We start from the raw sequence: 8,113 nt of genomic DNA on the forward strand, positions 1-8,113 counted from the left end.
GCCGGTGTCTTCGCCCCTCTTGTCGTGCCTCCCCCGGGGGGCGCCCCACCCCCGATTGGCGCGGGGGCGGGGGGGGGGGGGGGGGGGGGCCCGCGCCCCCCCCCCCCCCCCCTCCGGTGCGTTACGGCGGCGCGTCCGGGCGGATTCACGGCCGTTCCGCGGCGACCGCGTCCGCCGTCCGGGCCTTGAAATGCGGGGGATCGAGGAGGACGGTGAGTCGGAACGGGGTCGCGGTGCGTACACCTGGCCGGAGGTGTGGGCCGCGGCAGGCGCGGGCTCGGCGGACGTGACGCCGGGGACCGGTGGTGCGGGTGACGGGGAGGATCCGTGGCACGACCATCGGTAACCGGATTTGAATAGGCCGCTTGTCAGTTGTGCAGGAGACGTGAAAAGCTCGGGTCCTGCCGCGAGGTTCCCCCCAACTCCATTGCCGATGTGGTGAGTTGACCTCGCTTTCGATGCAGGAGACCCATGCCCGACCTGCCGATCCCCCAGGACGCCGCCGAGGCCGCGCTGTTCTCCGAGTGCTGGGACGCGGTCCTCTCCTACGCCGACCTGTGCACCTCCGGCTCCCTGGCGGCCAACGAGCTGGCCACCGAGGCCTTCGCCCTCGGGATGCGCGAGGCCCGTGACACCGACTTCACCGCCGTGCGCAGCGGAGGCCGGCGCTCCGCGCGGCTGCCGATGATCCCGTTGCTGCTCACGGCGGTCCGCACCACGGCCGCCGCCTGGGAGACCTCCGGGGTGGGCCACAAGCTCGACCCGGACCTCAGGCTGTGGCTCAACTCCGAGAAGGCCACCCGGTACACGGGCCTGCCCCTGCAGCGGCCCGTCGCGCTGCGCGGCCTGCGGGACATGCAGGAGGCGGACGCCGCACTGCTGTGGCTCGCCGAGGTGGAGGCGCTGCCGCTGTCCTTGGTGGGCCGCCGACTCGGCCTCGACGCGTCGGTCGCCGCCCAGGAACTGGAGCAGGTGCGCGGCCTGTTCCGGGACCGCTGCCACCGGGCCCACCTCGACACGCCGATGGCCGCCGAGTGCCGCAGCTACGCCCGCCTCCTGGACGCCGTCACCCGGTCCGAGGCGGCCGAGACGCCCGAGGACCTCTCCCGGCACCTCGCCACCTGTGTGCAGTGCGCCGAGGCCGCCGCCTGTCTGCGCCTGCACGGCGGCGGCCTGCCCGCCGCGCTCGCCGGCGGGGTCGTCGGCTGGGGCGGCCTCGCCTACCTGGAGCGCCGCCGCCGCGCGGCCGAGGTACGGCTCGGCGCCGGCCGTCCAGGCACCGGCGAGGCCGACGGCGGTGACCCCGAGGAGGGCACCGGCCGCGGCCGGGTACTGCGCCACGGCCTGCTCGGCGCCGCGGTGCTGATCTCGCTGGTGGCGCTCGGCGTGTCGATGACGCCGACGGGAGGCGGCGCCGACGACACCGCCGCCGCCTCCCACGACGACCGCCGGCCCGTCGCCGACCCCACCCCGGTCTCCCCGTCGGTCCACCCGTCGGCCACCCACAAGGCCTCCGCCGTCCCCTCCGCGTCGGCCACCACGGGCCGGCCCGCCGACACCAACCCGGACCCGGAGCCCCAGGGCACCTCCACCGCCCCGGCCGGCACCGACGACCGCGCCACCGGCGCCGTCTCCGCGTCCCCGTCGCCCACGCACTCCGCGGCGGCCGCCTGCCGGGTCACCTACGACCTGGTCAACCAGTGGACCGACGGCTTCCAGGCCACCGTCTCCATCACCACCTCCGAAGCCCTGGACGGCTGGCAGGTCGGGTGGACCTTCCGGGACGGCCAGCGGGTCACCCAGATGTGGGACGCGAACGTCAGCCAGAGCGGCGGCCGGGTCAGCGTCGACTCCGCCGACTACAACCGGTCGGTGACCCCGAACGGCACCCTCTCCTTCGGGTTCCTCGGCACCTGGAGCGGCCGGAACTCCGCTCCCGCCTCCTTCACGCTGAACGGTGACTCCTGCGCGCAGGGGTGAGCCGAGCCGGCGACGGAGACGGCGGCCGGGCGGACCCGGGAAGTCGAGGGTCCGCCCGGCCGCCGGCCGTCCGTCACGCGTCCACGGCCGACAGCCGGGTCAGCACTGCGACTTGTAGAAGTACTTGCTGACCGACGCGTCGTTCATGTTGTCCTTCGTGATCGCCACCATGGTGGTGCCGATCGTCTTGCTCACCGACGTGCCCTCGAAGGCAGCGGCGAGCTGGTCCACCGCCTGCCGGCCGATCGACGCCGGGTCCTGGGCGACCAGCACCTGGAGGGTGCCCGCCTTCAGCGCGGCGACCTCGTCGGGCTCGGCGTCGAAGGCGGCCACCTTCACCGTGCCCTGCTTGCCGGCCTGCTTCAGCCCGGTGGCGATACCCGTACCGGTGTTGGTGTTGCCCGCGAACGCGCCGCCCAGGTCCGGGTGGGCGGCGAGGGTCGACTGGATCTGCGAGGCCGCGGTCGCCGGCAGGTCGTTGTCGTAGAGCGTCGGCAGCACCTTGATGTTCGGGTACTTGCCCATCTCCTCGGTGAAGCCCTTGATCCGGGCGTCCGTGGTGGACACGCCGGGCTTGACGCTGATGACGACGACCGAGCCCTTCTCGTTCATCAGCTTGGCGAGCGCGTCGGCGGCGACCCGGCCGCCCTTCTCGTTGTCCGACGAGATCCGGGTGATCCCGACCGAGTCGTCGCTGACCGTCGTGTCCACCAGCGCCACCTTGGTGCCCGCCGACTGGATCTGCTTCAGCGACGGAGTCAGCGCGCTGGTGTCCACCGGCGAGATCAGCAGTCCGTCGGGCCGGGCCGCCGCCACCGAGTCGAGGAGCGGGCGCTGCACCGATACGTCCCACTGCGCGGAACCGTCGGCTGTGAAGTCCATCCCCTTGGCCTTGGCCTCCTGCTGGGCCGCGCAGGTCATGGTGATGTAGAAGGGGTCGCTCTTGACCCCCGTGATCAGCCGGACCTTCTTGCCCTTGGCGCCGCCCGAACTCCCCGAGCCGCCACCGCTGTCCGACGAACCGCACGCCGAGGCCGCGCCGAGGGCCAGTACCGTGCCCACCGCGACCAGCAACCCGCGCCTGCTGCGCATGCTCCCCATCACAGAGTTCTCCTTGTCCCGTGCGAACGAGTTGTCCCGCGCGATCGAGTTGTCCTGCCCGAGCGGGCCGGTCCGTGCGAGCGGGCCGGTCCGTGCGATTCCGTGCCGCGTGAGGCCGTCGTGCCCGACGGCCTCACGCGCGTTCCCGGGTCCTGCGGCGCATCTGGTCGACGTAGACGGCCACGACCAGCACCACGCCCACCGCCACGTCCTGCCAGTACTGCTGGACGCCGATCACGATCAGTCCGGTGGTGAGCACCGCCGGGATGAAGACGCCGATCACCGTGCCCAGCACCGAACCCCGGCCGCCGAAGAGGCTGGTGCCGCCCAGCACCACCGCGGTGATCACCTTGAGGTTGTCGGTGGAGTGGCCGGCGATCGACGTGGTGCCGTACGAGGCCAGCCACATCACCGCGCCCAGCCCGGCCAGCAGCCCCATCAGGCCGTACACCTTCACCAGATGCCGGCCCACCGGAATGCCCGCCCGCCGCACCGCCGTCGGGTTCGACCCGATCGCGAGGGTGTGCTCGCCGAACCGGGTGGCCGCCAGCACCGCGCCGAAGACCGCGGTCACCACGGCGGCCAGGATCACCATCCACGGGATCCCGAGCAGCTTGCCGAAGCCGAGGCTGTTCTGCAGATGGGTGGAGGACGCGCCGGCCGGGTCCTGGCCGCCGGTGGCGAGTTCGGCGATGCCCAGCGCCGCGCCGAGGCCGCCCAGGGTCACGATCAGCGGCGGCACCCTGCCGCTGGCGACGACCACCCCCTGCAGCGCGCCCCAGGCCGTGCCGACGGCCAGCGCGATCACGACGCAGATCGCGACCGTGCCCCAGCCCGACGCCGGGCCGCCGTGGTGGATGTTGTACTCACCGGCCGCCACCGCGGCCAGCACCAGCACCGACCCGATGGACAGGTCGATGCCCGCCGTGATGATCACGAACGTCATGCCGACGCCGAGCACCAGGTAGATGGCCGCGTTCACGGCGATCTGCGTGATGTCGTACGTGGTGAAGAACGTGCCCGGCGCCGCGACGGTGAAGAACACCACCAGGGCCAGCAGGATCACGAAGGTCCACAGTTCGTTCAGCGTCGCCGCGCGCCGGAGCCAGTCCGGCGCCCCGGTCCGGCGGCCCGCGGCCACGGGAACCTTCTCGCTCTCGGCCGTCATCGTGCCCCCTCCGCTTCCTTGCCACCGCTCGGCCCGTCCAGGGACCCGGTCATCGCGCCGACGAGTTCCTCGATCGTGGTCTCCGCGGCGGTGTACGACGCGACGCGCCGGCCCAGCCGCAGCACCTCCACCCGGTCCGCCACCGAGAGCACCTCGGGCATGTTGTGACTGATCAGCACCACGCAGATGCCCTGGTCGGCGACCCTGCGGACGGTCTCCAGGACCCGGGCACGCTGGACCACGCCCAGCGCGGCGGTCGGCTCGTCCATGAAGATGACCTTGTTGGCGAAGGCGACCGCCCGGGCCACCGCGACGGACTGCCGCTGACCGCCGGACAACGTTGTCACAGCGGCGGTCACATCTTTCAGTTCCACACCGAGTTCCGCGAAGGCCCGGACCGCTTCCCGGCGCATCGCCGGCCGGTCGAGCAGGCCGATCCGCCCGAGCACGCCGCCGCGCACGATCTCGCGGCCGAGGTAGAGATTGGCCGCCGCGTCGAGGTCGGGCGCGAGCGAGAGGTCCTGGTAGACCGTCTCCACGCCGTGCCGCTGCGCGTCCATCGGCCCGGAGAACCGCACCGGCTCGCCGTCCAGGCGGACTTCGCCGGCGTCGGGGGTGAGGACGCCCGAAAGGACGTTCACCAGAGTGGACTTGCCGGCACCGTTGTCGCCGATGAGGGCGACGACCTCGCCGGGGTACGCCGTGAAATCGGCGCCCTGGAGCGCCTGGACGTGGCCGAAACGCTTGACCACGCCATGTGCGGTGAGCAGTGGTTCCCTTGCAGAGGCCATGTTGTGCCTTCTGGTTGGTATCGTTAACAGCTTGGCTGATTCTTGGGGCGCCCGCCGCGGGGTGTCAAGGGTGGTGCAGCCGATCCCGCACCGCCGCACGGGCTTCCCAACTCTGCTCGTTCGCACGCCTGTTGCGGCGCGGTCGAGTGGGTAACGTTGACGAGTCGACGCTCGAACGTGACGCAGGTGGAGGACGTGGCGTGGCAGCCACCCGGCCGACCATGAAGGACGTTGCCGCGGAAGCGGGCGTCAGCGCGATGACGGTGTCCCGGGTGGTCAACGGCGATGCGGCCGTCGCTCCGCGCACCGCCGCGCGGGTGGTCGCCGCGGTCCGCAAACTGGGCTATCAACGCGACGACGTCGCGCGTCAGTTACGGCGTACCCACGAACTGAGCCAGATCATCGGGCTGTTGGTCGACGACGTGGCCGACCCCTTCATGGCCGCGGTGGCCTCCGCCGCCGAGGACGTCGCCCGGCAGCGCGGCAGCGTCATGCTCATCGGCTCCAGCCGCGCCGACCTGAGCCGGGAACGCGAGGTCGTCGCCGCCTTCACCGCCCGCCGGGTCGACGGGCTGATCCTCGTCCCGGCCGCCGGCAGTCACCGCTTCCTGCGCCCGGCCCAGGCGCAGGGCACGAAGATCGTCTGCGTGGACCGGGCCGCACCCGGACTGAACGTGGACGCCGTGGTCGTGGACAACTTCGGCGCGGTGCGCGAGGCGGTGGGACGGCTGGCCGCCCACGGCCACCGCAGGATCGGGTACATCGGCGACACCCCGCGGATCCGGACGTTCGGCGAACGGCGGCGGGGCTATCTGGCGGCGCTGGCCGCGGCCGGCCTCCCCGCCGACCCGGCACTCGTCGGGGACGGTCTGCGGACCGGGCCGGAGGCGGCCGCCGCCGTCGCCGGGATGCTCGCCCTGCCCGACCCGCCGACCGCGCTGCTGGCCGGCAACGAGATCCTCGCGTTCGGCGCCCTCGCCGTCCTCCCGCCGGACCTCGCCTTCGTCGCCTTCGACGACTTCGCGCTCGCCGACCGGCTGACCCCGCCCGTGACCGTGATCGCCCAGGACCCGGTGGCCCTCGCGACGCGCGCCGCGCACCTGCTGTTCGCCCGCATCCACGGCGACGTCGCGCCACCGCGCACGGTGGTCATGCCGACCCGGCTGATCGAGCGCGGATCGGGCGAACTGCCGGGCCCGTTCGCCTAGCCCGGCCGCGGCGGGGAACGGGCCCGGTTATTCGGTGGCGGCGCGATGCGCGGACCCTCTACGGTGAGGCCACCGCTCGCCGAGCGGAAGACGAACACAGGAGGTGTGACCGATGGCTGTCGTTGCGACGGGCGCTGCCCGCGACCAGAAGTTCATCCACTCCACCTCCGCGGCCACCGGCTGACCTACCGCGTTCCCGGGGCCGCCCCTGTGAAGGGTCACCCTTGTCTTCCAGCTCCGCTGCTGTCTTCTCCGCGCTCGCTCCCTACGGCTGGGACGAGACGTGGGCGAAGGAGTTCGCCCCCTACGCCGCCGAAGGCCTGCTGGCCGGGCGGGTCGTCCGCGTCGACCGCGGGCAGTGCGACATCGTCACCGCCAACGGGACACTGCGCGCCGACACGGCATTCGTCACCCCGCACGACCCGCTGCGGGTCGTGTGCACCGGCGACTGGGTCGCCGTCGAACCGGGCGGCAACCCCCGTTACGTACGCGCGTGTCTGCCGCGCCGGACCGCCTTCGTGCGCTCCACCTCCTCCAAGCGGTCCGAGGGGCAGATCCTCGCGGCCAACGTCGACCACGCGATCATCGCGGTGTCCCTGGCCGTCGAACTCGACCTCGGCCGGATCGAACGGTTCCTGGCGCTGGCCTGGGAGTCCGGGGCCCAGCCGGTCGTCGTGCTCACCAAGGCGGATCTGGTCCCGGACCCGGTGACGCTCGCGTACCTGGTCCAGGACGTCGAGACCACCGCGCCCGGCGTACCCGTCCTCACCGTCAGCGCGATGGCCGGCGACGGCCTGGACGTCCTCGTCTCCCTCGTCGGCGCCGGCACGTCCGTCCTGCTGGGCCAGTCCGGCGCGGGCAAGTCCACCCTCGCCAACGCGCTGGTCGGCGAGGACGTGATGGACGTCCGGGCCGCCCGGGACATCGACGGCAAGGGACGGCACACCACCACCACCCGCAACCTGCTGGCGCTGCCCGGCGGGGGAGTGCTGATCGACACGCCCGGACTGCGGGGCGTGGGCCTGTTCGACGCCGGGAACGGGGTCGGGCAGGTGTTCTCCGAGATCGAGGAACTGGCGGCGGACTGCCGGTTCTCCGACTGCGGGCACGAGAGCGAGCCGGGCTGCGCGGTGCTCCGCGCGGTGCAGACCGGGGAGCTGCCCGTGCGCCGGCTGGAGAGCTATCGCAAGCTGATGCGCGAGAACCAGTGGATCGTCGCGAAGACCGACGCGCGGCTCCGCTCCGAGATCAAGAAGGACTGGAAGAAGAGAGGAGCGGAGGGGAAGGCGGCGATGGAGGCGAAGCGGGGCCGGTGGCACTAGCGCCGTGTCCGAATCCCCCCGGACGCGACCCCGTCCGTCGCCCACACCGACCGGGTGATGGACGTGGCCACCACGCTGGTCCAGCGGTACGGCAAGGCGCTGGACCAGCGTGGTGGCGGGCTCACCCACCTCTGCCCCGAGCCGGCCGTGCTCGCCGGGGCCGAGCCGGCCGGCGGCCTCGGCGCGCTCGCCGCCGCGCGCGCGGACGGCGTCGTACGGCTGGACCCGGGCGCTGACCGGACCGGCGCCGAAGCCGCGCCGCGGGCCCTGCCCGGGATGCCGCCGCGGGTCGTCGCCGAGATCCGCGCCCGCGCGCTCGGCGACCCGGACGTGGCCGCGCCCGGCCTGGACGTACCCAAGGAGTGGCGGCCCTGGCGGACGTACGCCGTCCGGCACCTGCTGACGGAGGCCGAGCGCGCCCGGCAGCAGACGCCGGGGACCGCGCGTGCGCCGGTCCCGGCAGTCCGCCGCTCTGGCAGTCCGCCGGTCCCGGCAGTCCGCCGCTCTGGCAGTCCGCCGGTCCCGGCAGTCCGCCGCTCTGGC

At 73.1% G+C, this 8,113-nt stretch carries 6 protein-coding genes and 1 pseudogene; 4 read left to right on the forward strand and 3 right to left on the reverse strand.

The window, feature by feature from the left end; all coding sequences use genetic code 11:
- Nucleotides 1–471 precede the first annotated feature (471 nt).
- A complete protein-coding gene (locus tag ACIRQ9_RS30820; RefSeq protein ID WP_404180693.1) occupies nucleotides 472–1,980 on the forward strand; it encodes a cellulose binding domain-containing protein in 1,509 nt (502 codons plus the stop codon).
- A gap of 99 nt (nucleotides 1,981–2,079) precedes the next feature.
- On the opposite strand, the gene ACIRQ9_RS30825 is transcribed toward ACIRQ9_RS30820, so the two are convergent.
- The 3 genes from ACIRQ9_RS30825 to ACIRQ9_RS30835 form a co-directional block, all read right to left on the reverse strand.
- Complete coding sequence (locus ACIRQ9_RS30825) at nucleotides 2,080–3,072, reverse strand: ABC transporter substrate-binding protein (RefSeq protein WP_404180696.1); 993 nt, start codon at nucleotides 3,070–3,072, stop codon at nucleotides 2,080–2,082.
- A 142-nt stretch (nucleotides 3,073–3,214) separates the two neighbouring features.
- Nucleotides 3,215–4,249, reverse strand: a complete 1,035-nt coding sequence (locus tag ACIRQ9_RS30830; protein ID WP_404180699.1) for an ABC transporter permease — start codon at nucleotides 4,247–4,249, stop codon at nucleotides 3,215–3,217.
- Complete coding sequence (locus tag ACIRQ9_RS30835; RefSeq protein WP_404180702.1) at nucleotides 4,246–5,040, reverse strand: ATP-binding cassette domain-containing protein; 795 nt, start codon at nucleotides 5,038–5,040, stop codon at nucleotides 4,246–4,248. The genes ACIRQ9_RS30830 and ACIRQ9_RS30835 overlap by 4 nt, the downstream gene beginning before the upstream one ends.
- Nucleotides 5,041–5,240: 200 nt before the next feature.
- Between ACIRQ9_RS30835 and ACIRQ9_RS30840 the strand changes: the two genes are divergently transcribed.
- From ACIRQ9_RS30840 to ACIRQ9_RS30850, 3 genes and pseudogenes are all read left to right on the forward strand, one after another.
- Complete coding sequence (locus tag ACIRQ9_RS30840; RefSeq protein ID WP_404180705.1) at nucleotides 5,241–6,248, forward strand: LacI family DNA-binding transcriptional regulator; 1,008 nt, start codon at nucleotides 5,241–5,243, stop codon at nucleotides 6,246–6,248.
- Between the two features lie 224 nt (nucleotides 6,249–6,472).
- Entirely contained in the window at nucleotides 6,473–7,570 is a 1,098-nt protein-coding gene (rsgA, locus tag ACIRQ9_RS30845; protein ID WP_404180708.1) for a ribosome small subunit-dependent GTPase A, read from the forward strand.
- Between the two features lie 63 nt (nucleotides 7,571–7,633).
- Nucleotides 7,634–8,113 (forward strand): annotated as a pseudogene (locus tag ACIRQ9_RS30850) (hypothetical protein); the annotation flags it as partial.

The sequence above is a fragment of the Streptomyces sp. NPDC101237 genome (assembly GCF_044767465.1).
Taxonomy (GTDB): Bacteria; Actinomycetota; Actinomycetes; order Streptomycetales; family Streptomycetaceae; genus Streptomyces; species Streptomyces gramineus.